This is a genomic window from Thioalkalivibrio sp. ALD1 (genome assembly GCF_000381245.1).
Lineage (GTDB): Bacteria > Pseudomonadota > Gammaproteobacteria > Ectothiorhodospirales > Ectothiorhodospiraceae > Thioalkalivibrio.
Genome location: NZ_KB906241.1, coordinates 74,734 through 100,534, shown reverse-complemented (window position 1 = coordinate 100,534; position 25,801 = coordinate 74,734). Strand labels below are relative to the sequence as shown.

Here is a 25,801-nt window from a genome sequence, read left to right as displayed (position 1 = left end):
CGTTTCGATTTAGTTTTGCGCAAAACGACCAGTACTGTAACGCAACTCGGCGAGATTTTCTAAGCCCCCCTCCCGCTGTTTCTGCAGCCCCGGGTGGCGCGAATGACTTCGAGACCGCGTTCTGGTGCGCCCTGGGGCCGACTTGCCCCGATCGCGGAAAGTGGCCAAAATGCATCGCCTTTGCTGGGGCTGCTCGGACCGTTCCGTGTCTTTGAGCGCCGGCAGGACCAGAGTGCCCTCGATCGGTCGACCTGTCCGGGTCCGGCCGCCGCTGGCGCCCCGCGCCGCTGATCGCCGCCAGCCGAACCCAACACTATTTCGAAAGAGCAGGAGTTCAGCATGCCGACCCGTAGAGAGCTTGCCAATGCCATTCGCGCCCTGTCGATGGATGCCGTCCAGAAGGCCAATTCCGGCCACCCGGGCGCACCGATGGGGATGGCGGATATCGCCGAGGTGCTGTGGAACGACTACATGCAGCACAACCCGGCCAACCCGCACTGGCCTGACCGCGATCGCTTCGTGATGTCCAACGGCCACGGCTCCATGCTGGTCTACTCCCTGCTGCACCTGACCGGCTACGACCTGCCGATGGACGAGCTGAAGCAGTTCCGTCAGCTGCACTCCCAGACCCCGGGTCACCCGGAGTACGGCTACACCGCCGGCGTGGAGACCACGACCGGCCCGCTGGGCCAGGGGATTTCCAACGCGGTGGGCATGGCGCTGGCCGAAAAGGTCATGGCCGCGCACTTCAACCAGCCGGGCCACGACATCGTCGACCACCACACCTACGCCTTCCTCGGCGACGGCTGCATGATGGAAGGGATCTCCCACGAGACCTGCGCGCTGGCCGGCACCCTGGGCCTGGGCAAGCTGATCGCGTTCTGGGATGACAACGGCATCTCCATCGACGGCGAGGTCGAGGGCTGGTTCACCGACGACACCCCGGGCCGCTTCGAGGCCTACGGCTGGCACGTGGTGCGCGGCGTGGACGGCCACGACGCCGATGCGGTCAAGGCCGCGATCGAAGAGGCCCGCAAGGAAACCAGCAAGCCGAGCCTGATCTGCTGCCGCACCGTGATCGGCTTCGGTTCGCCGAACAAATGCGGCAAGGAAGAGTGCCACGGCGCTGCCCTGGGCGATGACGAAGTCGCGCTGACCCGCAAGGAACTCGGCTGGGAGCACGCCCCGTTCGAGATCCCGAACGACATCTACGAAGGCTGGAGCGCGAAGGACAAGGGTTCCAAGGCCGAGGCCGAGTGGAAGGAGCGCTTTGCCGCGTACAAGCAGGCGCATCCGGAGCTGGCCGCCGAGTTCGAGCGCCGCATGGCCGGCGACCTGCCGTCCGACTGGGCCGAAAAGGCCAACGCCTACATCAAGGAAACCGTCGAGAAGGCCGAGAAGGTCGCCTCGCGCAAGGCCTCGCAGAACGCGATCGCCGGCATGGCCCCGGCCGTCCCGGAGCTGCTGGGCGGCTCCGCCGACCTGGCCGGTTCCAACCTGACCATGTATTCCGGCTCCAAGGGCGTCAGCAAGGACGACGCCGCCGGCAACTACGTGTTCTACGGTGTGCGCGAGTTCGGCATGGCCGCGATCATGAACGGCATCGCCCTGCACGGCGGCTTCATCCCGTACGGCGGCACCTTCCTGATCTTCTCCGACTACGCCCGCAACGGCATCCGCATGTCGGCGCTGATGAAGCAGCGCGTGATGTACGTGCTGACCCATGACTCCATCGGCCTGGGCGAAGACGGCCCGACCCACCAGCCGGTCGAGCAGACCCCGAGCCTGCGCCTGATCCCCAACCTGAACGTCTGGCGCCCCTGCGATGCGGTCGAGACCGCGGTGGCCTGGAAGGCCGGCATCGAGCGTACCGATGGCCCGTCCGCGTTCATCCTGTCGCGTCAGGGCCTGCCGCACATGGAGCGTGATGGCGAGCAGCTCGCCAACATCGCCCGCGGTGGCTACATCCTGAAGGACTGCGACGGCACCCCGGACCTGATCTTCATCGCGACCGGCTCCGAGGTCGAGCTGGCGGTGAAGGCGGCCGAAGAGCTCGCCGGCGAGGGCAAGAAGGCGCGTGTCGTCTCCATGCCCTGCGTCGAGCTGTTCGAGCAGCAGGACCCCGCCTACCGGGAGGCCGTGCTGCCGGCCGCCGTGCGCAAGCGCGTGGCCGTCGAGGCCGGCGCCACGGCGGGCTGGTACAAGTTCACCGGTCTGGACGGCGCCGTGTTCGGCATGGATCGCTTCGGCGAGTCCGCCCCGGGTGGCGCCCTGTTCGACTACTTCGGCTTCAAGCCGGAGAACGTCGCCCAGATCGCCCGTGACGTGCTGAACGGCTAAGCTTACGTCCGCATCGATTTCGCATAAGCAAGAAAGAGAGGAGACATCCTATGTCGATCAAGGTTGGTATTAACGGCTTCGGTCGTATCGGCCGCATGGCCTTCCGTGCCATCGCCAAGGACTTCCCGAATCTGCAGGTGGTCGGTATCAACGACCTGCTGGATCCCGAGTACCTGGCCTACATGCTGCGCTACGACTCCGTGCACGGCCGCTTCGAGGGCGACATCAGCGTCGATGGCGATCACCTGGTGGTGAACGGCAACCGCATTCGCCTGACTGCCGAGAAGGACCCGGCCGCGCTGAAGTGGGGCGACATCGGCGCCGATATCGTGATCGAGTCCACCGGTCTGTTCCTGACCGCCGAGACCGCCCAGAAGCACCTGGACGCCGGCGCCAAGAAGGTCGTGATGTCCGCGCCGTCCAAGGACGACACCCCGATGTTCGTCTATGGCGTGAACCACGGCGACTACTCGGGCCAGAACATGGTTTCCGCGGCCTCTTGCACCACCAACGCCCTGGCCCCGGTGGCCAAGGTCCTGCATGACAACTACGGCATCAAGCGTGGCCTGATGACCACCGTGCACGCCGCCACCGCGACCCAGAAGACCGTTGACGGCCCGTCCATGAAGGACTGGCGTGGCGGTCGCGGCATCCTGGAGAACATCATCCCGTCCTCCACCGGTGCCGCCAAGGCCGTGGGCAAGGTGCTGCCGGATCTGAACGGCAAGCTGACCGGTATGGCCTTCCGTGTGCCGACCTCCGACGTGTCCGTGGTCGACCTGACCGTGGAACTGAACGGCGAAGCCAAGTACGACGACATCTGCGCGGCCATGAAGAAAGCGGCCGGTGGTGAACTGAAGGGCGTCTTGGACTACACCGACGAGCTGGTGGTCTCCACCGACTTCCGTGGCTACACCGCCCCGTCCGTGTTCGATGCCGGTGCCGGCATCCAGCTGGACTCGACCTTCGTGAAGGTCGTCGCCTGGTACGACAACGAGTACGGCTACACCTGCAACATGCTGCGCATGGTGGAGCACGTCGCCAAGTAAGGTCTGACGGTCGGGTCCCGACGGGCCCGGCCGTTTTCCCTGTCCCGGATTTTCCGGGGTCCAGAGGCCTGGGGCGAGCCTCGCACGGGGCTCGCCCGAAGCCTTTTTTCTCAACCGAATTTCGAGAGGTACTCCCATGTCTGTCATCAAGATGACCGATCTCGACCTGAACGGCCGCCGTGTGCTGGTGCGCCAGGACCTGAACGTGCCGGTGAAGGGCGGCAAGGTCACCTCCGACGCCCGCATTCGCGCGAGCCTCGAGACCGTGCAGAAGGCGCTGGACGGTGGTGCTGCGGTGATGCTGATGTCGCACCTGGGTCGCCCGACCGAGGGCGAGTTTTCCGAGGAGGATTCCCTGGCCCCGGTCGCCGAGCACATGGCCGGTCTGCTGGGCCGCGAAGTGCGCCTGGTGCGGGATTACCTCGACGGTGTGGACGCTAAGCCGGGTGAGGTCATCCTGCTCGAAAATGTCCGCTTCAATGCGGGCGAGAAGAAGGACGACGAGGCGCTGGCGAAGAAGTATGCGGCCCTGTGCGACGTGTTCGTGATGGATGCCTTCGGTACGGCCCACCGCGCCCAGGCCTCGACCCATGGCGTGGCGAAGTTTGCCCCGCAGGCCTGCGCCGGCCCGCTGCTGGCCAAGGAACTCGAGGCTTTGGGCAAGGCGCTTGAGACCCCGAAGCGTCCGCTGGTGGCCATCGTGGGCGGCTCCAAGGTCTCGACCAAGCTGACGGTGCTGGAGTCGCTGTCCAGTGTGGTCGACCAGCTGATCGTCGGTGGCGGCATCGCCAACACCTTCATCGCGGCCCAGGGCCACGGTGTCGGCAAGTCGCTGTACGAGGCCGATCTGGTCGACGAGTCCAAGCGCCTGATGGAGGCGGCCCGCGCCAAGGGCGGCGAGATCCCGGTGCCGACCGACGTGACCGTGGGCAAGGAATTCTCCGAGTCCACCCCGGCCGAGACCAAGTCTGTCGATGCCGTGGCCGATGACGACATGATTTTCGACGTTGGCCCCGAGACCGCGGCGACCTATGCCGAGGCCCTGCGCAACGCCGGTACGATCGTCTGGAACGGCCCGGTCGGCGTGTTCGAATTCGACCAGTTCGCCGCCGGTACCAAGGCCCTGGGCGAGGCCATCGCCGAGAGCAATGCGTTCTCCATCGCCGGCGGTGGTGACACCCTGGCCGCGATCGACAAGTACAACCTGGCCGATCGCATCAGCTATATCTCCACCGGTGGAGGCGCCTTCCTCGAGTTCCTGGAAGGCAAGACCCTGCCGGCCGTCGCCATCCTGGAAGAGCGCGCCCGCGGCTGATGCCTCGGCGCGCTCTCCGCTGACGGAGAACGACGCGGATGAGACGCACCAAGATCGTGGCCACTCTCGGGCCGGCCACGGATACCGACGAGGCCATGGAGGCCATCATCCGGGCCGGCGTGGACGTCGTCCGGTTGAACTTCTCGCATGGTGACCCGGACGACCATCGTGCCCGTCTCAAGCGCCTGCGCGCCGCGGCCGACCGCGCCGGTCGCTGTGTCGGTGTCCTTGGCGACCTCCAGGGTCCGAAGATCCGTATCGACCGATTCAGTGAAGGCAGGGTCCATTTGCAGGAGGGCGCGTCATTCGCGCTGGACGCGGATCTTGACCGCGACGCGGGCGATGCGACCCAGGTCGGCCTGACCTACAAGGAGCTGCCGCAGGACGTCCGTCCCGACGACATCCTGTTGCTGGATGACGGGCGCATCGTGCTCAAGGTCGGCGCCGTGAACGGCGGTCGCATCGAGACGACCGTCGTCGTAGGGGGGGAGCTGTCCAACAACAAGGGCATCAACCGCCAGGGTGGCGGCCTGTCCGCCCCCGCGATCACCGACAAGGACCGGGATGATATCCGTCTGGCGGCCGAGCTGCAGGTGGATTACCTGGCGGTTTCCTTCCCGCGCTCCGCCCAGGATCTGCATCTGGCACGCAGCCTGCTGAAGGATGCCGGCTGGGAGGCCGGTGTCTGCGCGAAGATCGAGCGCTCCGAGGCCCTGGAGGTGATCGACGAGATCATCGCGGCCTCGGAGGTGATCATGATCGCGCGCGGGGACCTGGGCGTGGAGATTGGCGACGCCGAGCTGCCCGGGGTGCAGAAGACCCTGATCTCGCGGGCGCGTACCCTCAATCGTCTGGTGATTACGGCCACCCAGATGATGGAGACCATGATCCAGAACCCGATCCCGACGCGTGCCGAGGTCTTCGATGTGGCCAACGCGGTGCTCGACGGGACGGACGCGGTGATGCTCTCCGGCGAGACCGCGACGGGTCGCTATCCGGCGCGGGTGGTCGAGAGCATGGACCGGATCTGCGAGGCCGCCGAGCGCCAGCGCGCCGCTCGCCAGTCGGATCACCGCATGGATTCGACCTTCGGTCGCGTGGACGAGGCCATCGCAATGGCCACGATGTACACGGCGAACCACCTCGACGTGGCGGCCATTGCCGCGCTGACCGAATCCGGTTCCACGGCCCTGTGGATGTCGCGCATCAGCTCCGGCATCCCGATCTATGCGCTGACTCAACATGAGTCCACCAGCCGCCGCATGACACTCTATCGAGGGGTGTATCCCGTGATCCTGGAACCGATTCCCGAAAGCCACGAGAGCCTGAACCGTGAGGCGGTCAACTTGCTCCAGGCCGAGGGCGTCGTGCAGGATGGCGGGCTGGTTATCATTACCAAGGGCGATTTGCAGGGCGAACATGGTGGTACGAACGCCATGAAGATCGTGCGCGTTGGCGATGAGTTGTGAGCACGCGCCGCCCCCTGGCAATACCAAGATTTTTCACTACGTCAGTCCGATCCCGTTAAGGAGGAACCCATGGCACTGATCTCCCTTCGCCAACTGCTGGACCATGCCGCCGAGCATGGCTACGGCATGCCGGCCTACAACGCGAACAACATGGAACAGATCCATTCGATCATGGAGGCGGCCGCCGAGGTCGACTCTCCGGTGATCATTCAGGCCTCCGCCGGTGCGCGCAAGTACGCCGGCGAGCCCTTCCTGCGTCGCATGATCGAGGCCGCCGCCGAGCAGTACCCGGACATCCCGATTGTCCTGCACCAGGACCACGGCGCCGAGCCGGCGGTCTGCCTGCGCTCGATCCAGTCAGGCTTCACCTCGGTGATGATGGACGGCTCCCTGATGCCCGACATGAAGACCCCGGCCAGCTACGACTACAACCGCGACGTGACCGCCAAGGTTTCCGAAATGGCGCACTCCTGCGGGGTGTCCGTGGAAGGTGAGCTGGGCTGCCTGGGTTCGCTGGAAACCGGTATGGCCGGCGAGGAAGATGGCTCCGGTGCCGAGGGCAAACTCTCCCACGACCAGCTGCTGACGGATCCGGACGAGGCCGCCGACTTTGTGAAGAACACCAAGTGCGACGCCCTGGCGATCGCCATTGGTACCTCTCACGGGGCCTATAAGTTCACCCGTCCGCCGACCGGTGACATCCTGGCGATCGAGCGCATCAAGGAGATCCACAACCGTATCCCGGATACCCATCTGGTCATGCACGGTTCCTCCTCGGTGCCGCAGGAGTGGCTGGAGATCATCAACAAGTACGGCGGCGACATGGGCGAGACCTATGGCGTGCCGGTCGAAGAGATCCAGGAAGGCATCAAGCACGGCGTGCGCAAGGTCAACATCGACACCGACCTGCGCATGGCCTCCACCGGCGCGGTGCGCAAGTTCCTGGCGGAAAACCAGAAGGAATTCGATCCGCGCAAATTCCTGAAGGCCTCCACCGCGGCCATGAAGGACATCTGCAAGGCGCGTTACGAGGCCTTCGGCTGTGCCGGGATGGCGTCCAAGATCAAGCCGATCTCGCTGGACGACATGGTCGCCCGCTACAAGAGCGGCGAGCTGGATCCGAAGGTCAACTGATCTGCGGATCGCAGCACGGAAAAGGGGGCTTCGGCCCCCTTTTTTTATGCGATGATGTCGCCATTTCCGAACTATCCGGAGCGTTCACCCAATGCAGCGACTGATCCATCTTTGCCTGACCGCGCTGGTGGTGGCTGCGCTGTCCGCCACCGCCCACGCAAACCCGTTCAGCCGCGAGGTTGACCCACAGGACATCGTCGACCGGGCGAAGGTCACCCTGGAGCGTCTGGCCACACACCCTGAATACGAGCATCTCAAGGAAGACCTGCGCACCGCCCGCGGTGTCGTTATCTTCCCGCGTATCGCTCGTGGTGCCTTCCTCGTGGGCGGCTCCGGAGGCCTGGGTGTGTTCCTGGCCTGGGACGAGGACAAGGGCGACTATTCCCCGGTCGCCTTCTATTCCATGGGTTCCGTGAGCTTTGGTATGCAGTTCGGCGGTGATGCCGCCGAGGTGGTCATGGTGGCGCGTACCCAGGATGCGGTCGACTCGATGTTCGGTTCGGCCATCCGTCTGGGGGCCGATGCCTCGGTTGCGGCCGGACCGGTCGGGGCCGGGCGCGGGTCCACGCCGACCGCGGACTTCCTGTCCTATTCGCGCGCGCGAGGGGCCTATCTGGGCATGAGCTTCTCCGGTTCACGCCTGACCGTGCGCGACGACTTCAACGACGCGTACTACGGCGAGTCGCAGCGGCCGGTACACATCATTGAGAGCCGGCGTGTGGATCATGCCGGGACGCGCGAGCTGCGCGATCTGCTGGTCTCGTTCCGACAGGCCGAGGACACTGCCGAGCCTGCCGCCGGGAATGGCGATATGCGCCCGGATCAAACCCTCGACGAGGTCCCCCCCGGCGAGGGCGGTATCCGCCGTGACGACTTCCAGGTCGAGAGCTTCTGAGTCGCGCCCTCCGGGCTGATCCCCTCCGGCAGCGACAGTATTGGCGCGGGGGTGTAACGGGTCAGCGCGCTTGCGTTGTCCAGCAACGGATCGGTATCGGCCCGGCGCCGATTCAGCACGATCCCGGCCAGTCGCAGACCGCGCCGTTCCAACGCCTCCAGTGTCAGCAGACAGGTGTTCAGTATTCCCAGTCGATCCTCGGCGACCAGCAGCACCGGAAGGCCCAGCGCCTGCGCCAGATCGGCGTTCAGGCCATCGCTACACAGCGGTGAATAGAAACCACCCGCGCCCTCCACTAGCAGGGGGGCACCATCCGCATCGCAGGCCCGGGCGAGTTCCGCGACGGTCAGCTGCACCCCTTGGCGTGCCGCGGCCTGATCGGGCGCCAGGGCATCGGGAAACCGCCAGGGCGTTACGTCCTTTACGGCCGTCTCCGGCAGGCCAGCCGCTGCGGTCAGGGCGGCGCCATCCTCGGGGAACAGAGTGCCGCCGCGTTCGGGGCAGCCGGATTCCACCGGCTTGCGCGGCTGCGGGGCCAGACCCTCGGCGCGCCAGGCCGCCAGCAGGGCACAGGCAACAAAGGTCTTGCCGACCCCGGTGTCGCTCCCGGTAACGAACAGGCCTTGTGGTATTTCGATCATGCGTCGCGGGTCAGGCGTTCCAGGGCCTCGTGGTAGCGCGCGGCTGTTTGTTCGGCGACATCGGGCGGTAGCTCGGGTCCGGGGGCGGTCTTGTCCCAGTCCAGGGTCTCGAGATAATCCCGCACGTACTGCTTGTCGAAGGACTCGGGGCTGCGGCCCGGCGCGTATTGATCGGCCGGCCAGAAGCGCGAGGAGTCGGGGGTGAGGACCTCGTCGATCAGATGCAGGGTCCCGTTGGCGTCCACCCCGAACTCGAATTTCGTGTCTGCAATGATGATCCCGCGTTCGGCCGCGTAGTCGCGCGCCATCGCGTAGATCGCCAGCGCGGCGTCGCGTACCTGTCGGGCCCGTTCCTTGCCGATCGTGTCCACCACGGTGGCGAAGTCAATGTTCGCGTCGTGATCGCCAACCGCCGCCTTGGTGCTGGGGGTGAAGATGGCCTCCGGCAGCTTCGAGGCCAGTTCTAGGCCGGCCGGCAGCGGGATGCCGCACACCATGCCGCTGGTCTGGTAGTCCTTCCAGCCGGACCCGATCAGGTACCCGCGCACCACGGCCTCCACCGGCAGCGCCTCAAGCCGGCGAATCACCAGGCTGCGACCCTCCAGTGGTGCCCGGATCGCCGGGTCGGGGATCACTTGTTCCAGCGGGACGTCGGTCAACTGGTTGGGAATGTCCAGCTCACGTTCGACCTTGCGCATCCAGAACTCGGTGATCGCGGTCAGCATGCGCCCCTTGCCCGGGATCGGGGTGGGCAGGACCACGTCAAAGGCCGACAGGCGGTCCGTGGTGACCATCAGCCAGTGGTCGGCGTCGACCGCGTACAGGTCGCGCACCTTGCCGCGATGGACGAGTTCGAGATCGGGGAGATCGCTTTCCAGCAGGGCATCGCTCATCAGTGCTTCCGTTCGGTCAGCTTGTTGTCAGTCGTCAGGGAGTTCGGCGATCAGGTCATGTTCGTCCGTGCGGGTGATCGAGACCTCGATGAAGTCCCCGATATCCACCGACTCCGGGTCGACCCCGGCCACGCGGATTACGCCGTCGATCTCCGGGGCCTCCGCGGCGGAGCGGGCGATTACGGTCCCGTCCGTGTGCACCTCGTCGACCAGCGCCACCGGCTGGCTGCCGATCCGGCGGCGCAGCCGTTCGGCGCTGATCCGGGCCTGCACGTCCATAAAGCGGGCCAGGCGCTCCTCGCGCACGGCCTCCGGCACCGGGTCTGGCAGGTCGTTGGCCGCTGCGCCCTCCACGGGCGAGTAGGCAAAGGCCCCGACGCGGTCGAGCTGCGCCTCGTGCAGGAACTCCAGCAGGGTCTCGAACTCAGCCTCGGTCTCGCCGGGAAAGCCTACGATAAACGTCGAACGCAGGGTCAGGTCGGGGACCTGCTCGCGCCAGCTCGCAATGCGTTCCAGCACGCGCTCGGCGGCGGCCGGGCGGCGCATCGCCTTGAGTACCCGGGGGTGGCCATGCTGCAGCGGCATGTCCAGGTACGGCAGGATCCCGCCTTCCTCGCCCGAACCCATCAGCGGGATCAGTCGATCCACGTGCGGGTAGGGGTAGACGTAATGCAGGCGCACCCAGATGCCGAGCTGGCCCAGCGCCTCGGCCAGGTGGGCGATGTCGGAACGGACCGGGCGACCGCCATGGAATCCGGTGCGGTACTTCACGTCCACGCCATAGGCCGAAGTATCCTGCGAGATCACCAGGATTTCGCGCACGCCGGCCGCGGCCAGGCGCTCCGCCTCGGCCAGTACCTCGCCGATCGGGCGGCTGACCAGGTCGCCGCGCAGGCTGGGGATGATGCAGAAGCTGCAGCGGTGATTGCAGCCCTCGGAGATCTTCAGGTACGCGTAGTGGCGCGGCGTCAGGCGGATCCCCTGCGGCGGCACCAGTGACTCGAACGGGATTGCCGGCGGCGGCAGGTGTTCGTGCACCGCGCCGACGACTTCCTCGTAGGCATGCGGTCCGGTGACGGCGAGCACGCCCGGGTGGGTCTCGTGGATGCGCTCGGCATCCTTGCCCAGGCAGCCGGTGACGATCACCCGGCCATTGGCATCCATGGCCTCGCCGATTGCGTCCAGGGATTCGGCCACCGCATCGTCGATAAAGCCGCAGGTATTGACCACCACCAGGTCCGCGCCGTCGTAGTCGGCGGCGATCTCGTAGCCTTCGGCGCGCAGGCGCGTCAGGATTTGTTCGGAGTCCACCAGGGCCTTCGGGCAGCCGAGGCTGACAAAGCCGACGCGCTGCGCGCTGTCCAGGGTATTGCTTTTATTCACAGTACGTTATCGCCTTCTGGGGCCAGTTCCAGGCGCGCCGGAATCTTGATGCGCCAGCCGGTGCCTATCCAGATTGTTCTTTTGATTTAACGGGTTGCGTGGCCAAGTAGTCGATCGAGAGCCGGTCGCCTTATGTCGCATGGTCCCGGTTGCCGGAGTCGCTGACAATTCGTCCACAAGGTTATCCACAGGCCTCCTCGAATGCCGCGAAGGGGCGCTATCTTCAGGGGCTTGCGTACACAGGGCTCGCCTCCCGCCCTTTACGGAGGACCTTGCAACAGCCCCGGGAAGGCGGCTATGCTATCGCACTTTTCGCCAGAACACGCGTGAGCCGACCATGAAAGCCGACATTCATCCGAACTACCACAACGTCAAGGTTATCTGCAGCTGCGGCACGCAGTTCGAGACCCGCTCCACCCTCTCGAAGGACGAGATGCACGTGGACGTGTGCTCGCAGTGCCATCCGTTCTACACCGGCAAGCAGAAGATCGTTGACACCGCCGGTCAGGTCGACAAGTTCAACCGCCGCTTCGCATTCTGAATGTATTCGCGCCCGATGGCGCGAGGCGGTTTCTGGCGGGGCGTCCAGCGGATGCTCGTGCCATTTGACGAGGGCGTCCCGCGGGGCGCCCTCGTTTGTTTGGTCGCGCTGTCGGCGTGGCTGCTTGCCCCGGGCGCCGTGGCGCAGTGCGCGCTGGAGGACCACGATCCGCGCGATCTGCAGCGCGTGACGGGCGAGCGTGTTTGGGCATCGGATGCCCTGGAGCTGGAAGACGGGCGACACATCCGTTTGCTGGGTCTGGCACCGGCAGCCCCGCTTCCGTCCGCCGCGCCACAGCTGCTGCCAGTGGGCTTCGGGCTGGACTTGCGAGAGTCCCTGAAGGCCCGCCTGCTCGATGTCGATCACCGCCTGGTGCTGTTGCCGGGACGTCCGGCCCGCGACGCCTATGGCCGCCTGCGCATGCACGTCTGGATCGATGACGGACCGCTGCTGGCCGCCAGTCTGATCGGGGAGGGCCTGGCCATGCCGCGTCCGGGGCCGGAACCGGATCCCCTGGATGAGTGCTACTACGGGGCCGAGACCGTGGCACGCGAAGAGTCACGAGGGCTCTGGCTGGAGCGGCTCGAGGCCTTCCCGGTCGACTGGCTGGAGCCGCCGCGCGAGCGCTCGCAGGGGCGGCTGCGGGTCCAGGGCGAGGTGATCGACGTGCGCGTGCGCGACCCGCACTGGGTCTTGGTCCTGAACGGTCCACTGGATCTGCTGATCTCCGGGGATGACCGCGATTTTTTCGAGGATCTGGAACCACGCTCACTGCTGGGTAACACCGTTGTTGCGCGCGGTGCGGTGTATCCTTGGAGGGAGCGAGGGCGGATGCGGATCCGCCACCCCTTTGATCTCGAGGTGCTTGATCCATGAACGCCCTGTCCCGCCTGTTTCCCCGTCGCTGGGCGGCGCTGGCCCTGACGCTGTTGATCGGCGCGGGTCTGGCCGTCGCGCTGCCGGGCTGCACCACCAATCCGGTCACCGGGCGCTCGCAGTTGATGCTGGTCTCCGAGAACCAGGCGATCGACGCCTCGCGTACCGCCTACGTGGAGATGCTCGCCCCGGCGCGAGAGGAGGGGAGAGTGGACGCCGACCCCGAGATGACCGCGCGCGTGCAGCAGATCACCGAGCGCGTGGTGGCACAGGCGGTCAAGTACCGCCCCGAGACCGCCAACTGGGAGTGGGAGATTCGCGTGATCGAAGCGCCGGACACGGTCAACGCCTTCGCCATGGCCGGTGGCAAGATGGCGATCTATTCCGGCATCATCGAGCAGCTGGAGCTGACCGATGACGAGCTGGCGCAGATCATCGGCCACGAGATCGCCCATGCGCTGTCCGCGCACACGGCCGAGAAGATGTCGGTGGCCCTGGCCAGCAATCTCGCAGTGGCGGGTTACGCGATGACTGGCGACCGCTCGCCCGTGGCGCTGACCGGTGCCGCCCTGGGGGCCGCACTCGCGGTGCAGCTGCCGCACAGCCGCCGGATGGAAGCGGAGGCCGACCGCATCGGGATCGAACTGGCCGCGCGGGCCGGTTATGATCCGGACGCGGCCGCGAGCCTGTGGCGCAAGATGGCGGAGCAGGCCAACGGCCGCCATCCGGTGTTCCTGAGTACGCACCCGGCGCCCGAGTCGCGCCAGCGCGACCTGACCCGCATGGCCGACGAATTTCGTCCGCTGTACGAACAGGCCCGGCGCTCCTCGGTGCCGACGCACCCGGTCAACTGACCGGTCGCGGGGCCGGTCCGGCCCCGGAGCCCCGCTGCATTCTGACAGTCACTGCTTGACCAAAAGGCCCCGCAACACCATGTCCAAGGATTTCACCCAGCGCGCGCTGGACTACCACGAACAGCAGCCGGCCGGGAAACTGGCCATCCATATCACCAAGCCCACGGCGACCCAGGACGACCTCTCCCTGGCGTATTCGCCGGGCGTGGCCGCGCCGGTGCGCGCGATTGCCTCCGACCCGGAGCTGGCCTACCGCTATACCGGCAAGGGCAACCTGGTCGCTGTGATCACCGATGGCACGGCGGTGCTGGGGCTGGGCAATGTCGGCGCGCTGGCAGCCAAGCCGGTGATGGAGGGCAAGGGGGTGTTGTTCAAGGCCTTCGCCAACATCGACGTCTACGACATTGAGGTGGATGCGCCGCAGCCGGAGGACTTCATCAACACCGTGGCCCGCATCGCCGGCGGTTTCGGCGGGATCAACCTCGAGGACATCGCCGCGCCGCACTGCTTCGAGATCGAGCGCCGCCTGTCCGAGCGCCTGGATATCCCCGTCTTTCACGACGACCAGCACGGCACGGCGGTTATCACCGCGGCCGGTCTGGTGAATGCCCTGGAGATCCAGGGCAAGAAGCTCAGTGACGCGAAGATCGTCTGTGTGGGCGCCGGGGCGGCCGGCATCGCCTCCATGCAGCTGCTGCTGCGCCTGGGGGCGAGCAAGAAGAACCTGTTCATGGTGGACCGCAAGGGCGTGATCCACAGCCAGCGCAACGACCTGAACGAATACAAGCAGATCTTCGCCGTCGATACCGAGGCACGCACGCTGGAGGACGCCTGCGAGGGTGCGGATGTCTTCATCGGGCTGTCGGGCCCCGATCTGCTGACACCCGGGATGCTGAAGTCCATGGCGCCGAAGCCGGTGATCTTCGCGCTGTCCAACCCGGATCCGGAGATCCGTCCGGAGCTGGCGCTCGAGACGCGCGACGACCTGATCATGGCGACAGGCCGTTCGGACTACCCCAACCAGGTCAACAACGTGCTGGGCTTCCCGTTCATCTTCCGCGGTGCGCTGGATGTGCGCGCGCGCCGGATCAATGACGAGATGCTGGTCGCGGCCGTGCATGCGCTGGCCGAACTGGCCCGCGAGCCGATCCCGCAGGCCGTGCTGGACGCCTACGGCCTGGAGGCGCTCGAGTTTGGTCCGCACTACATTCTGCCGACCCCGTTCGATCCGCGCCTGATTGATACCGTGCCGCAGGCGGTCGCACAGGCCGCGCGCGACAGCGGGGTTGCGCGCCGCTAACCCCAAACTCCACCTCCGTCAGACGAGGCAAGCATGCAGAAAATCGCCATCATCGGAGCCGGACGCGTCGGCGAATCCACCGCCCAGTTCCTGGCCCGGCGCGATGTCGCCCGCGAGATCGCGTTGCTGGACGTGCGCGAGGGTGCGGCAGCCGGTGCGGCGCTGGACATCCAGGAGACCGCGCCCCTGCTGCGCTTCGATACGCGCCTGAGCGGCAGTCACGAACCCTCGGTGATCGCCGGGGCGGAACTGGTGATCGTCACGGCCGGACTGCCGCGCAAGCCGGGCATGTCGCGCTCCGATGTCCTGGACAAGAACGTCGAGATCCTCGACCAGATCCTTCAGGACATCCTCGTCCATGCGCCGCAGAGCCGCATCCTGGTGGTGTCCAACCCGGTGGACGTGCTGACCTATCGCGCCTGGCAGAAGACCGGCTGGAGCCGCGATCGCATCTTCGGGCAGGCCGGGGTGCTGGATACCTCGCGCATGGAGGCCTTTATCGCCCTGGAGACGGGGTTGTCCACCCACGACATCCAGGCCCTGGTGCTGGGTGGCCATGGCGATGCGATGGTGCCGCTGTTGCGCTATTCCAGTGTCAACGGCGTGCCGCTGCACCACTTCATGGACCAGGCGACGCTCGACAACATCGTCGAGCGTACCCGCCACGGGGGTGCCGAGATCCTCGCCCTGAAGCAGACCTCCAGCGCCTATGGTGCACCGGCCGCGGCCATCGCCGAGATGGTGGAGGCGATCGCTGTGGATCGCCGGCGCGTGCTGCCGACCGTGGCCCTGCTGGAGGGCGAATACGGGGAACGCGACGTGGCCATGGGCGTGCCCTGCATCCTCGGCCAGGGCGGCATGGAACGGGTGATCGAGCTGGAACTGGACGCGGATGAACGCGCGGCCTTCGACCGGTCCATCGCCGGGGTGCGCAAGGACCTTGAGCGCCTGCACTGAGTCGCGCCCGGGGCCGCCGCGCCCGACCCTGACGCTGGTCGACTCCAGCATCTTTGTATTCCGTGCCTGGTTCGCGCGCGGGCTGGACCCGGATCCGCTCGGGCGGCCGGGCGGGGCTGTGCACGGGCTGGTGCATTCGCTCGGTCAGTGGCTGCCCGCCTGCGCCCCGGGTCCGATCGCCTTTTGTTTCGACGAGAGTCTGCGCCAGGGTTTTCGCCACCGGCTCGACCCCACCTACAAGGCCCACCGCCCGCCGGCGCCACCGGAACTGCGCGAGCAGTTCGCGCGTATCCGGGAGCTGCTCGGGCAACTCGGTTTCCGGACGCTGGCCCATCCCGAGTACGAGGCCGATGACCTGATCGCCAGCCTGGCGCGGGACGGACGGGCCGCGGGTTGTCGCATCGAGGTCAAGAGCGCGGACAAGGACCTGACCCAGGTCATCCTCGGTGACCAGGACCGGATGCATGATCCGGAGCGCGGGACCGCGCTGGATCGCCGCGCGATCGAGAAGCGCTTTCGCATCCGTCCGGAGCAGGTGGCCGACATGCTCGCCCTGGCGGGCGATGCCAGCGACAACATCCCGGGCATCGAGGGTGTGGGTCCCAGGACCGCGGCGCGGATCCTTCGCCGCCTGGGCGACCTGGAAACGGTGCTGGCCGATCCAACGGCCGTGGCGCGCTGCAATATCCGCCGGGCCGACGCCGTGGCCGCGCGCATTGCCGAGCAGCCGGACCGGCTGCGCCTGTCGCGCCGCCTGACCGGGCTGGCGGACCGCATCCCCGACCTGCCGGGGCTCGAGGCTCTGAGCCCTACCGGGCCGAAACCCGATGCCCCGCGCTGGCTCGCGGAACTCGGGGTGGCGCGCGATTATCATGGTCGCCTGCTGGCGGCCGCCGGTGCCTGGCGGTCCACGACCCCGGAGATTGCATGAGCCCACGTTCCCTTCTCTACGCCATCCTTGCCGCGGGCCTGGTGTGGCTGCTGGTCAGTGCGCCGGTACAGGCGCATCCGCATGCCTGGATCGACCTGGAGATCACGCTGGAGCGTGATGACGAGGGGCGCATTACCCACATGCTGCATCGCTGGCGCTTCGATCCGACCTACGGGCAGTACCTCTACGAGGATGCCCTGGCGCATCAGGAGGGCGCGACCGAAGACGAGAAACTGCAGGCGCTCGCCCGCGAGATCCTCGGCAACCTCGAGGAATACGAGTGGTACAGCCATGTCGAGGCCGGTGGGCGCGAGGTGGACGTCGCCGCCGAGTCCGATCCGTCCATGCGCATGGAAGACGGGCTGCTGTTCTTCCGTTTCCGCCTGGCGCTGGACGAGCCAGTCGATGTGGGTTCCGAGACCCTGGCGTACAAGGTCTACGACCCGACCTATTTCATCGAGCTCCTGCACGAGGAGCCGGCCGGTACGCGCATCGTCGAGGCCGACGGGCTCGCGGCCGCGGGCTGCAGCGCGGAGCTGGAGCGCCCCCGCCCGGATCCTCAACTCGTTGCCAAGGCCATGATGCTCGATTACGGGGCCACAGTGGACTATGACCTGGGGCGCCATTTCGCCCAGCGTGTAACCGTGCGCTGCGACTGATGCATCGAATCGTTTTGTTCCACAAGCCCTGGGGTGTGCTGCCGCAGTTCACCGATCCGGAAGGGCGCCCCACACTGGCGGATTACATCGACATCCCCGGGGTCTATCCGGCCGGGCGTCTGGATCGCGACAGCGAAGGACTGATGGTGCTGACCGACGACGGGCGCCTGAATGCCCGGCTGACCCAGCCGCGCCACCAGACCAGCAAGAGCTACTGGGTGCAGGTGGAGGGCGCGCCCGATGAGGCCGCGCTGGAGGCCCTGCGCACCGGGGTGGAGTTGAAGGACGGCCGCACGCAGCCGGCAAAGATCGAGCCCATGGAACCGCCCAACTTGCCGGAGCGCGACCCGCCCGTACGCTTTCGCAAGTCCATCCCGACCTCTTGGCTCGCGTTGACACTGCATGAGGGTCGCAACCGCCAGGTACGGCGCATGACGGCCGCGGTGGGACATCCGACCCTGCGCCTGGTGCGCTATCGTGTGGCCTCCTGGACCCTGGATGGCCTGGAACGCGGAGCATTTTCCGTGATCGAACGCGAGTGACGCCAGTCACCGGCAGCGCCACGCGACACCACGGTATTGTCGCGGAATGCGTCCAAAGGAGCGCGAAATCACCACAAGACCGTTGCGTCCTTCACCGGTGCTGCGGAATATGAACCGATCAGACAAGCGAGAAAGCCACCCGATGCGCCTGCCCAGGATACTCACCACGGGTCTGACCGGTCTGGTCATGGCCTTCGCCGCCGGGGCCCCGGCGGCCGACCCGGTTCCGGCCGGTATGCTCTTTGAGCGTAGCCTGTTCCTCCTTGCCGAACGTGCACTCAGCCGTGGCGACATGACGGCCTACCGCAATGCTCGCAGCACGCTGGAAGGTTATCCGCTGACGCCCTACCTGGATCATCGCGAACTGGCGCGCGATCTCGGCCGGGCCGATCCCGACGCCGTGCGTGACTTTATCGAGGAGCACGACGATACGCCGCTGGCCAGCCAGCTACGCAGCAACTACCTCTCCTATCTGGCCCGCGAAGAGGCCTGGTCGCGGTATCTCGACTTTGCCGACGACGGCCGCGATCTCTCCGTCACGCAGGACTGCCAGCGGCGCAAGGCACTGATCGAGACTGGCAATACCTCGGCGGCGATCGAAGATATGGAGTCCATCTGGCTGCACGGCCAGTCGCGCCCCAGTGCCTGTGACCCCGCACTCAAGGCCTGGCGGGATGCCGGTGGACTGACCGACGAGCTGGCCTGGGAGCGTTTCGCCCTGGCGATGCAGGCGCGCCAGACCGGGCTCGCGCGCTACCTCCGTCGCTATCTGGCGAGCGCCGATCGTGGCTGGGCGGAGCGCTGGCTGGAACTCGAGTCACGCCCCGCGCGCGTAGTCGAGGTCGACTTCCGTGCGGATGATCACCGTTCGGCCGAGGCGATGCTGGAGCAGGCATTCAAGCGCTGGATTCCGCAGGACCTGGACGCGGCACTGAAGGGTTGGGCCGAGCGTGGCGAGCGTCTGGGCTTCCCGGCCGAGACGGCCCGCGAGATCGAACACGCGCTCGCGTTGCGCCTTGCTCTGCGCTTCCGCTCCGAGACGCTGGAGTTCATGGAAGGGCTGGACGCGGAGGTCTTCGATGACCAGCTGCGCCAATGGCAGGTGCGTGCGGCGCTGCATGAACGCGACTGGGAGACGGTCAAGAGCGCGGTTCGGGCGATGAGCCGCGAGGCACGCGAAGAGACGGCCTGGCAGTACTGGTATGCCCGGGCGCTGGAGCAGCTCGGGGATGCCGACGAGGCACGCTTCTTCTACGAGCGTGCGGCGCGCGAGCGCAACTTCCATGGATTCCTGGCCGCCGACCGCCTAGGGCAGCCATATCGCATCGGACACCAGCCCCTGCAGCTAGCCGATGGTGCGCGTGAGTCGGTCAGCGGGCTACCCGCCATGCAGCGCATGCGCGAGCTGGTAGCACTGGGCCGCTACGCCGAGGCGCGGCGCGAGTGGACCCGCACGGTGGCCAACATGGAGACGCCCGAACTGGAGGCCGCGGCCGCGGCGTTCGCCGACTGGAACTGGTACGACCGCGCGATCTTCACCATTGCGCGGGCCCGCAACTGGGACGATATCGAGCTGCGCTTCCCGCTGGCCTTCGACTCGGTGATCGTCCCGGGCGCGGAGAAACAGGGCATCGACCCGGCCTGGGCGATGGCGATCGCCCGCCAGGAGAGCGCCTTTCTGCATGACGTGCGTTCCGGGGCCGGGGCGCTGGGCGTGATGCAGATCATGCCGGCGACCGGGCGCTCGATCGCCTCCAGCGCCGGGGTCCGGGTCAACTCCGACTGGGACATCCTCGACCCAGCGACCAATGCGACGCTGGGCACCTATTACCTGCGGCGCAACCTGGATCGCTTTGGCGGGCACAGCCTGCTGTCCACGGCGGCCTACAACGCCGGGGCGCATCGCGTGCGCTCCTGGCTGCCGGACGACGGCGAGATGGACGCCGATATCTGGGCCGAGCTGATCCCGTTCTCGGAGACCCGCGATTATGTGCGCCGGGTATATGCCTACCAGATCGTCTATGCGGTGCGTCTGGGGCAGGACCCGCCGTCGCTGTCGCAGCTGCTGTTCCCGGTAACGCCGCAGTCCAAGCTCGCGGCGAGCCGCGAGGATCACCTTCGAGCGTTGCGCAACATGCGCGAGGACCTCGCGCTCGGTCGCGCCTTCTGCGACGCGCCCGGCTACACCGATAACGCCTGCTGACGGGCCGGGGCTGCTTCACGCGCTGAGGCTGGGCCTGTTTGGGCCTCTGGTGTTTACGGTGCCTTCGTCCGGCCGCCTGCCATGCGCTCACTCGCGAGCGCGCCGCGCCCGTTTTTGATCAACAACTGGCTTTCTTGCTTGCCCAAGAAAGTACCCGTCGAGGCGCACCCGGATTCCGCCCGGGGACCTTGCTCCAGGGCCCTCGGGCCGGCGGCGCTGAAACTCGCTACGCTGTCGCTTCGCTCAGACAGTCAGCGCCTCTCTTCCGCCCCGAGAACCCTTCCGCAAGGGGCTTCATACGGGGGATAAGGTCAAGACAAGAGCCATTCCCCAACGTTTCGCCCAACTCCGACGCCGTAGGGTGCGGTTGAGCGCAGCGAAACGCACCGTTCCGACGTCGGGGCAACTCTGATGCGATTCGCTGCACTCATCCGCATCCTGCCCGCCCCCCAGCGCCCGCTGGCGGGCGCGGCACGCCACGGCCGCAGGCCGCGCGTGCCGAAGATGTCCGAAGACCTAGCCTCCATCTACAAGCAAAATCGCCGGGACAGCTGCTGTCTTGACCTTCACCCCCCGTTGTCGTCGCGCCGAGTGGAGAGGGTTTTCGCAGGAAGAGAGGCGCTGACTGTTTGAGCGGAGCGTAGCGCAGCGAGTTTCAGCGCCGCCCGCGAAAAGCCTCGGAGCGAGGGAAACCCCGGCCCGCACAGCGGGCCGGGGTCGCGGCAGTCGGGCGTGTTTCTTGGGTACTTCTTTGCACGAGCAAAGAAGTACCTCGCGGCGCGCTCGCGAGTGAGCGCATGGCAGGCGGCGGACCGAAGGCAAGTAAACACCGACGACGAACCAGGGCCAGCCTCAACAGGGCAGGCGGGTGGGAAGATGCTAGCGAATGATGTCCTCGCGCATCCGGCTGGCGATGCCATCCGCCAGCTGTTGCCACTCGGCCGCCAGTGGCGCCTCCAGGTGCTCCTCGGTGGTCGCCTTGAAATGCCGCATCCAGACTGCCAGGTCGTCGTCGGTCAGGTTCAGCGGGGCGTGCTTGCCAACCATGTCGATCGTGGGCGGTTGCTCCAGGCGGCCACCCAGGTTCATGTACCAGAAGTCCGAGATGCGCCGGACATGATCCTCGAAGTCCTGGATGCGCTCGAAATGGTGCCCGACGTCGGGGTCGCTGGACAGGCGGCGATAGAAGTCGTCGATGACCGAGCGGATGCGCTCGGCGCCGATCTTGTCGCACAGTGGCTCGAGTTTGCGAAAGGCCATGGGGTAGGTCTCCTGACGAATCCTGCGGTAACCGTTAACCTGCACGTTGATCAGCAAGCCGGATACCGAGGATGAACCGATTGGATTCTGCGGGCCCTGACGCCATCACGGCGGCGGTGGCCCAGTGCATCACGGACCATACCGCAAGCGCGTTCGAGCCGACAGGAAGCCAGGCCTGTTCCGGGGGCTCGATCAACCAGGCTCAGCGCGTGACCGGGACCGATGGTCGGACCTTTTTCGCGAAGCTCAACCGGGGCGCGATGGCCGAGGCGATGTTTGCGGCCGAGGCGCGCGGGCTTGAGGAGCTGGCCCGCTGCGAGCGAATGAAAATCCCCGCGGTGATCGGTACGGGCAAGGCGGGGGATGTCTGCTTCATCGTGCTGGAGGAACTGGACCTGGACGGCCGTCGCGACGGGGTCGCGCTGGGGCACGGGGTGGCCGACATGCACATGAAGATGGCGGCGCGCTTCGGGCTGGACCACGACAATTACATCGGCTCGACACCGCAGTCGAACCGCCAGCATGATGACTGGGTGTCGTTCTATCGCGACGAGCGCCTGGGCTTCCAGCGGGGTCTGGCGCGCGAGCGCGGGGCCGCGCATTCGCTGATCCAGGCGCTGGAATCGCTGGAAGCGAGTCTGGACGGGTTCTTCAGCGACTACCGCCCCGAGCCTTCACTGCTGCACGGGGACCTGTGGAGCGGCAACTGGGGCTTCCAGTCCGATGGTGCGGCCGTACTGTTCGATCCGGCCGTGTACTACGGGGATCCGGAGGCGGATCTGGCGATGATGGAGCTGTTCGGCCATCCCGGGCAGGACTTCTTCGATGCCTACGAGGAGATGCGCCCGGTCGACGCCGGCTACCCGGTGCGCAAGACGCTCTACAACCTCTACCACATCCTGAACCACGACCACCTGTTTGGCGGAGGGTATGGTTCCCAGGCCGAGCACATGATCCGCCAGTTGCTGGCGGAGCTTGGATGAGCGCCGCACGGGATGCGGATCGAGGGATGTCAGCCCGGGGCCGTGGGGATTGGGCCGCATCGCGGGCTTGTCGCCCCGGGGCGGGGCGGCTAAGGTTCCGTCCATGACGGCCAACAACGACAATACCGCTCCACGCGTGGGCGTGGTGATGGGCAGCACCTCCGACTGGGCGACGATGGAGCGTGCGGTGGAGGTGCTGGAGGAACTGGGCGTGCCCTACGAGGCGCGTGTGGTCTCCGCCCACCGCACCCCGGATCTCCTGTTCGAATATGCCGAACAGGCCCGCGAACGGGGCCTGGCCGCGATTATTGCCGGGGCCGGGGGCGCTGCGCACCTGCCCGGCATGCTGGCGGCCAAAACCTCGGTGCCGGTGCTTGGCGTGCCGGTGGCCTCACGCCATCTGAAGGGACAGGACTCGCTGCTGTCGATCGTGCAGATGCCGAAGGGGGTCCCGGTCGCGACCTTCGCCATTGGCGAGGCCGGCGCGGCCAATGCCGCGCTGTTTGCCGCCGCGATGCTGGCCAACTCCGACCCCGCCCTGTGCGAACGTCTGGATGCCTTCCGTCGCGCGCAGCGCGACACGGTGCTCAACCAGATCCTGCCGCCGGCCGCATCATGATCCTGCCTCCCGCCACATTGGGGCTGCTCGGCGGCGGGCAGCTCGGCCGCTACTTTGTGCGGGCCGCGCGCGAGATGGGTTATGCCGTGTGGGTGCTGGATCCCGACCCGCACAGCCCCGCCGGACAGGTCGCCACGCGTCATCTTTGTCAGCCCTACGAGGATGCGGAGACGCTGTCGGCCCTGACCGGCCAGTGCGCGGTGATTACCTGCGAGTTCGAGAACATCCCGCGCCCGGCACTGGAGTGGCTGGAGGCCAATGCCTGTCTGCGGCCCGGACTTTGCGCGCTGGGCGTGGCCCAGGACCGGCTGGAGGAGAAGCGCTTTCTCGCCGAGATCGGGGTAGCGGTCGCGCCGTGGCGTCCGGTGACAGCCGGTGGCGATGGTGGCGAGGACGCCACCGGCGCGCCATCCTTCCCGGCGATCCTGAAGACGGCCCGCCTGGGGTACGACGGCAAGGGGCAGCGCCCCATGGATCACATGGGCGATCTGGCGGCCGCGCATGCGGAGCTCGGTGGCGTGGACTGTGTGCTTGAGGAGCGGGTAGAGCTCGAGCGCGAACTGTCGGTCGTGGTGGCGCGCACGGCGGACGGTCGCAGCGAGGCCTTCCCTGTATCCGAAAATGTGCACCGCGATGGCATCCTGCACCTGAGCCGGGTACCGGCGCGCGTCGACGAGGAGCTGTCCGGGCGCGCGGTGGCGATCGCGCAGTTGATTGCCGATCGCCTGGACTATTGCGGGGTGCTGGCGGTCGAGTTCTTCCTGACCATGGGCGGGGATCTGGTGGTTAACGAGATCGCCCCGCGCCCGCACAACACCGGTCATTACACGCTGGACGCCTGCACCGTCTCCCAGTTCGAGCAGCAGGTGCGTGCGATCTGTGGTCTGGGGCTGGCCCCGGCGCGCCTGACCGCCCCGGTGGCGATGGTCAACCTGCTGGGGGATTTGTGGCCCGCGGACGGCAGCCCGGACTGGTCCGACGTGCTGGACGCCGGGCGTGCGCGCCTGCATCTGTATGGCAAGAGCGAGGCGCGGGCGGGGCGCAAGATGGGGCACCTGAGCGTGCTGGGCCTGCCTGGCGAGGACGATGCGATGGCCCCGGCGTCCACCGCCGAGGGGCTTTGGCAGGATCTGGCGCGGGCAGCCGGGGTGTCCGCGTGAGCGAGGCATTCCCGGACAGCCGTTCGCGCCGGGCGCGTCAGGCGGAGCTCAAGCGCGACCTGGAATTCGACGATGCCCTGGCGGGCGAGTCTCTGCGCTTTCGCACGACCTGGGGGCTTTTTTCGCCGCGCCGGATCGACGATGGCACGCGCATGCTGCTGGATCGCGTCGAGGTGCGTCCGACCGATGACTGTCTCGATCTGGGCTGTGGCTATGGCCCGATCGGCCTGACCCTCGCGCGCAAGGCCCCGCAGGGCACGACGATACTGGTGGATACCAATTTCCTGGCGGTCGAGTACAGCCGGCGCAACGCCGAGCTCAACGGCATCACCAACGTCGAGTGCATAAACAGCAACGGCTTTGCGCAGATCCGCGAGCGGCGCTTCGATCTCGTGGCCTCCAATCTGCCCGCCAAGGTAGGGCGGGAGATGCTCTACACCTACCTGCTGGATGCCCACGAGCAGATGAACCCCAGTGGCCGCATCTATGTCGTAACCATTACCGGATTGCGGCGTTTCATCGAGAAGGGGTTCAAGGAAGTGTTCGGCAACTACGACAAGGTCAAGCAGGGCCGCGAATACACCGTCGCGGCCGCCGAACGCGAGCCCGACTGACCATGGTCGAGGGAGTGGGCGAACTCCCGGTTGCGCTCCGCGTGTTGTCTGCGTTGCTCCTGGGGGCAGGGCTGCTGATCATGCTCCGGCGCATGCCCTGGGAGGCGTTTTTTGTTCCCGGGCGCACGCAACTAATTGTGATCGCCACTTTGTGTTTGCTGCTGATCTGGGGGCTGCGCGCGCAGACCCTTGAGGGACTGGCGCTGCACTTTCTCGGCGTGGCCACGATCACGCTGATGTTTGGCTGGCAGCTGGCGATCCTGATGGTGTTCCTGGTGGTCGCGGGACTGGCCCTGCTGGGGGCGCTGCCGCTTGCGGCCTTTCCGCTGACGGTGTTGCTGGCGGGCGTGCTGCCGGTGGCCGTGACCTGGGGTTTGCTGCGGGCAACCGAGACCTGGCTGCCACGCCACATGTTCATCTATCTATACGGGGTCGCCTTCCTCGGCGGGGCCCTGACGGTGGCGGCCACGGTATTGACCTCGGCCGTGATCTACGCGCTGTTCACCGACCTGGCCTGGGGCGATATCTATCGCGATTACGTGCGCTATCTGGCGCTGCTCGTACTGCCCGAGGCCGTCCTCAACGGCATGGTCGTGACCGGTCTGGTGATGGTGCGTCCCGAATGGTTGGCAACCTGGTCGGACGAGCGCTACGTGCACGGGCGCTGAGCACGCGGGAATCGGCATATCCCTATCGGTTTTTATGTTAATGCACCGTTCAGGGAAGCCCTGCTAACGTTCGCTTCAGATGGGGCCGCAACCCCGTTGGTGAGTTGCAAACGAGGAGACCACAACAATGAAAATCAAGCTGTTCGTTCTGGCCGGAATCGCAGGGGGTGCGCTGATGCTGTCCTCCGCCGCGCAAGCGGCCGACATCCAGGCTGGCCAGTCCAAGTACCAGTCGACCTGCCTGAGCTGCCATGGGGCCCAGGGCAAGGGTCAGGCGATCTTCCCCCCGCTGGCTGGTCGTGACGCCGAGTACGTGGCCGACAAGCTCGAGCGCTACCGTGCCGGTGAAGAGATCGGTTCTCATTCCGGTCTGATGCGCCCGCATGCCCAGGCGCTGAGCGATGACGACATCGCCAACGTGGCCGCCTTCATCGAATCCGAATTCAACTGATTCGGGCAACGAGGAAGTGGCAAGCCGACGGGCCGGGGTTTCCCCGGCCCGTTTGCGTTGGAGG

25 protein-coding genes are annotated in these 25,801 nt (G+C 66.7%); 21 read left to right on the top strand and 4 right to left on the bottom strand.

Features of this window, described 5'->3' with window-relative positions; genetic code table 11:
• The first annotated feature begins 339 nt into the window (after window positions 1–339).
• The 6 genes from tkt (at window position 340) to F623_RS0100470 (ending at window position 8,202) form a co-directional block, all read left to right on the top strand.
• Complete coding sequence (gene tkt / locus F623_RS0100495) at window positions 340–2,340, top strand: transketolase (RefSeq protein ID WP_018868696.1); 2,001 nt, start codon at window positions 340–342, stop codon at window positions 2,338–2,340.
• Between the two features lie 50 nt (window positions 2,341–2,390).
• Window positions 2,391–3,389 (top strand): type I glyceraldehyde-3-phosphate dehydrogenase, encoded by a 999-nt coding sequence (gap, locus tag F623_RS0100490; RefSeq protein WP_018862624.1) that lies wholly within the window; start codon window positions 2,391–2,393, stop codon window positions 3,387–3,389.
• A gap of 136 nt (window positions 3,390–3,525) precedes the next feature.
• A complete protein-coding gene (locus F623_RS0100485) occupies window positions 3,526–4,704 on the top strand; it encodes a phosphoglycerate kinase (RefSeq protein ID WP_018862625.1) in 1,179 nt (392 codons plus the stop codon).
• Window positions 4,705–4,742: 38 nt separating this feature from the next.
• Window positions 4,743–6,173, top strand: a complete 1,431-nt coding sequence (pyk, locus tag F623_RS0100480; RefSeq protein ID WP_018862626.1) for a pyruvate kinase — start codon at window positions 4,743–4,745, stop codon at window positions 6,171–6,173.
• Between the two features lie 69 nt (window positions 6,174–6,242).
• Window positions 6,243–7,307, top strand: coding sequence for a class II fructose-bisphosphate aldolase (fba, locus tag F623_RS0100475; RefSeq protein ID WP_018862627.1), 1,065 nt, complete (start codon window positions 6,243–6,245; stop codon window positions 7,305–7,307).
• A gap of 91 nt (window positions 7,308–7,398) precedes the next feature.
• Complete coding sequence (locus F623_RS0100470; protein ID WP_018862628.1) at window positions 7,399–8,202, top strand: lipid-binding SYLF domain-containing protein; 804 nt, start codon at window positions 7,399–7,401, stop codon at window positions 8,200–8,202.
• Here F623_RS0100470 and bioD read toward each other — a convergent pair.
• From bioD to rimO, 3 genes are read right to left on the bottom strand one after another with little or no spacing between them, the layout of a single operon-like run.
• On the bottom strand, window positions 8,130–8,843 hold the full coding sequence (bioD, locus tag F623_RS0100465) for a dethiobiotin synthase (RefSeq protein ID WP_018862629.1): 714 nt from the start codon (window positions 8,841–8,843) through the stop codon (window positions 8,130–8,132). The two genes, F623_RS0100470 and bioD, sit on opposite strands and share 73 nt — an antisense overlap.
• Complete coding sequence (locus tag F623_RS0100460; RefSeq protein ID WP_018868697.1) at window positions 8,840–9,736, bottom strand: phosphoribosylaminoimidazolesuccinocarboxamide synthase; 897 nt, start codon at window positions 9,734–9,736, stop codon at window positions 8,840–8,842. The genes bioD and F623_RS0100460 overlap by 4 nt, the downstream gene beginning before the upstream one ends.
• Window positions 9,737–9,763: 27 nt before the next feature.
• Window positions 9,764–11,119, bottom strand: coding sequence for a 30S ribosomal protein S12 methylthiotransferase RimO (rimO, locus tag F623_RS0100455; RefSeq protein ID WP_018868698.1), 1,356 nt, complete (start codon window positions 11,117–11,119; stop codon window positions 9,764–9,766).
• A 337-nt stretch (window positions 11,120–11,456) separates the two neighbouring features.
• Here rimO and rpmE point away from each other — a divergent pair, with 337 nt between their 5' ends.
• From rpmE to F623_RS0100410, 9 genes are all read left to right on the top strand, one after another.
• On the top strand, window positions 11,457–11,660 hold the full coding sequence (rpmE, locus tag F623_RS0100450) for a 50S ribosomal protein L31 (RefSeq protein ID WP_012983743.1): 204 nt from the start codon (window positions 11,457–11,459) through the stop codon (window positions 11,658–11,660).
• 99 nt (window positions 11,661–11,759) lie between these two features.
• Window positions 11,760–12,536 carry a thermonuclease family protein gene (locus F623_RS0100445; protein WP_026279400.1) on the top strand — a complete coding sequence of 259 codons (777 nt, stop codon included), beginning with the start codon at window positions 11,760–11,762 and terminating at the stop codon, window positions 12,534–12,536.
• Entirely contained in the window at window positions 12,533–13,390 is an 858-nt protein-coding gene (locus F623_RS0100440) for a M48 family metallopeptidase (protein ID WP_018868700.1), read from the top strand. The genes F623_RS0100445 and F623_RS0100440 overlap by 4 nt, the downstream gene beginning before the upstream one ends.
• A 79-nt stretch (window positions 13,391–13,469) precedes the next feature.
• A complete protein-coding gene (locus F623_RS0100435) occupies window positions 13,470–14,690 on the top strand; it encodes a malic enzyme-like NAD(P)-binding protein (protein WP_018862634.1) in 1,221 nt (406 codons plus the stop codon).
• Window positions 14,691–14,723: 33 nt separating this feature from the next.
• Window positions 14,724–15,647, top strand: coding sequence for a malate dehydrogenase (mdh, locus tag F623_RS0100430; protein WP_018862635.1), 924 nt, complete (start codon window positions 14,724–14,726; stop codon window positions 15,645–15,647).
• Entirely contained in the window at window positions 15,631–16,578 is a 948-nt protein-coding gene (locus F623_RS0100425; protein WP_018862636.1) for a 5'-3' exonuclease H3TH domain-containing protein, read from the top strand. The genes mdh and F623_RS0100425 overlap by 17 nt, the downstream gene beginning before the upstream one ends.
• On the top strand, window positions 16,575–17,237 hold the full coding sequence (locus F623_RS0100420; RefSeq protein WP_018862637.1) for a DUF1007 family protein: 663 nt from the start codon (window positions 16,575–16,577) through the stop codon (window positions 17,235–17,237). The genes F623_RS0100425 and F623_RS0100420 overlap by 4 nt, the downstream gene beginning before the upstream one ends.
• The gene (locus F623_RS0100415) at window positions 17,237–17,779 is read left to right on the top strand and encodes a pseudouridine synthase (RefSeq protein WP_038040077.1); all 543 of its coding nucleotides are present in this window, start codon (window positions 17,237–17,239) and stop codon (window positions 17,777–17,779) included. Before F623_RS0100420 ends, F623_RS0100415 begins: the two co-directional genes overlap by 1 nt.
• A gap of 142 nt (window positions 17,780–17,921) precedes the next feature.
• A complete protein-coding gene (locus F623_RS0100410; RefSeq protein ID WP_018862639.1) occupies window positions 17,922–19,982 on the top strand; it encodes a transglycosylase SLT domain-containing protein in 2,061 nt (686 codons plus the stop codon).
• A gap of 879 nt (window positions 19,983–20,861) precedes the next feature.
• Here the strand turns inward: F623_RS0100410 and F623_RS0100405 are convergent.
• Window positions 20,862–21,242 (bottom strand): group III truncated hemoglobin, encoded by a 381-nt coding sequence (locus F623_RS0100405; protein WP_018862640.1) that lies wholly within the window; start codon window positions 21,240–21,242, stop codon window positions 20,862–20,864.
• Window positions 21,243–21,313: 71 nt separating this feature from the next.
• Here F623_RS0100405 and F623_RS0100400 point away from each other — a divergent pair, with 71 nt between their 5' ends.
• From F623_RS0100400 to F623_RS0100375, 6 genes are all read left to right on the top strand, one after another.
• Window positions 21,314–22,225 (top strand): fructosamine kinase family protein, encoded by a 912-nt coding sequence (locus F623_RS0100400; RefSeq protein ID WP_018862641.1) that lies wholly within the window; start codon window positions 21,314–21,316, stop codon window positions 22,223–22,225.
• A 103-nt stretch (window positions 22,226–22,328) separates the two neighbouring features.
• Window positions 22,329–22,844 carry a 5-(carboxyamino)imidazole ribonucleotide mutase gene (gene purE, locus F623_RS0100395; protein WP_018862642.1) on the top strand — a complete coding sequence of 172 codons (516 nt, stop codon included), beginning with the start codon at window positions 22,329–22,331 and terminating at the stop codon, window positions 22,842–22,844.
• Window positions 22,841–24,004 carry a 5-(carboxyamino)imidazole ribonucleotide synthase gene (locus F623_RS0100390; protein WP_018862643.1) on the top strand — a complete coding sequence of 388 codons (1,164 nt, stop codon included), beginning with the start codon at window positions 22,841–22,843 and terminating at the stop codon, window positions 24,002–24,004. Before purE ends, F623_RS0100390 begins: the two co-directional genes overlap by 4 nt.
• Window positions 24,001–24,618, top strand: coding sequence for a class I SAM-dependent methyltransferase (locus F623_RS0100385; protein ID WP_018862644.1), 618 nt, complete (start codon window positions 24,001–24,003; stop codon window positions 24,616–24,618). The genes F623_RS0100390 and F623_RS0100385 overlap by 4 nt, the downstream gene beginning before the upstream one ends.
• 2 nt (window positions 24,619–24,620) lie before the next feature.
• Window positions 24,621–25,286, top strand: coding sequence for an energy-coupling factor ABC transporter permease (locus tag F623_RS0100380; RefSeq protein ID WP_018862645.1), 666 nt, complete (start codon window positions 24,621–24,623; stop codon window positions 25,284–25,286).
• Between the two features lie 127 nt (window positions 25,287–25,413).
• Window positions 25,414–25,737 (top strand): cytochrome c, encoded by a 324-nt coding sequence (locus F623_RS0100375; RefSeq protein WP_018862646.1) that lies wholly within the window; start codon window positions 25,414–25,416, stop codon window positions 25,735–25,737.
• Window positions 25,738–25,801: the final 64 nt, after the last annotated feature.